Raw genomic sequence first — 937 nt, 5'->3', positions numbered from 1 at the left:
CGTATTCACCGAGTGGTTTGGCCTCTCACCAAAGCAATTCTTGCAAACCATATCAAGATCGAAAGCCAAAGAGCTTCTGCCTAACCATTCTGTAGCTGAGACTGCAGACATGCTCGGCTATTCTTCTGAAAGCAGGCTGTACGACAACTTTGTTCGTATCGAGTCCATAACACCTGGCGAGTATAAATCACGAGGTAAAAATCTTGAGATAACATTTGGTTTTGCTCCAACTCCATATGGGGATGCTCTTTTTGCTTCGACCCAAAGAGGGATTATGAAACTCGCGTTCACGTCATCTTCGCAGAGTCGAGATGATTTGATCAATGAACTGGAGTCAGAATGGCATAACGCAGAGTTTATTCGCGAGGACAACCTCGCTAAAACGCTAAACCAACAAGTCTTTTCTAATCGTGAATCGAACCAAAACGTAACCTTATTTGTTAAAGCAAGCGTCTTTCAGGTTAAGGTTTGGGAAGCTTTATTAACGATTCCTGAAGGTGAGCTGCGAACATATCAACAAATCGCGGAAGCTTCTGGTAACGTCAAAGCTGCGAGAGCAGCAGCTTCAGCAATCGCAAACAATCCTGTTGCGTGTCTTATACCCTGTCACAGAGTTATTAGAAGCTCAGGCGTTTTGAATCAATATCGATGGGGAGCGGATCGAAAAGCAGTAATGCTTCTTAGGGAATCTGGTAATAGAATTTTAAATCAATAAGAATCTTGGTCAGCGTTAACGCCAAAGATGAACGAAACCCTGACCAAGAGCATAAACCGTATTAAGCGGTAGCCATTTTGTTTGCTTTACGCGGTTTCAAGTGTCCCCACTTCAGCATATCTTCGACTGCAGCCTCGACACTCTCTTTTATAGAAATGTATTTGATCCCCAATTCGTTTATAGCCTTAGCGTTGTCAAAATTCATTTGCTGGCCGATATGTG

The 937-nt window shown here is 43.1% G+C and carries 1 protein-coding gene; it reads left to right on the top strand.

The window, feature by feature from the left end; genetic code table 11:
- The coding region (locus A3739_RS26270; protein WP_068503344.1) for a methylated-DNA--[protein]-cysteine S-methyltransferase at positions 1–715 on the top strand (715 nt) is incomplete at its 5' end.
- Positions 716–937: the final 222 nt, after the last annotated feature.

This window comes from Oleiphilus sp. HI0067, assembly GCF_001635735.1.
Note: the sequence above shows the minus strand (reverse complement) of the source record. Positions and strands in the feature narration are given on the sequence as shown.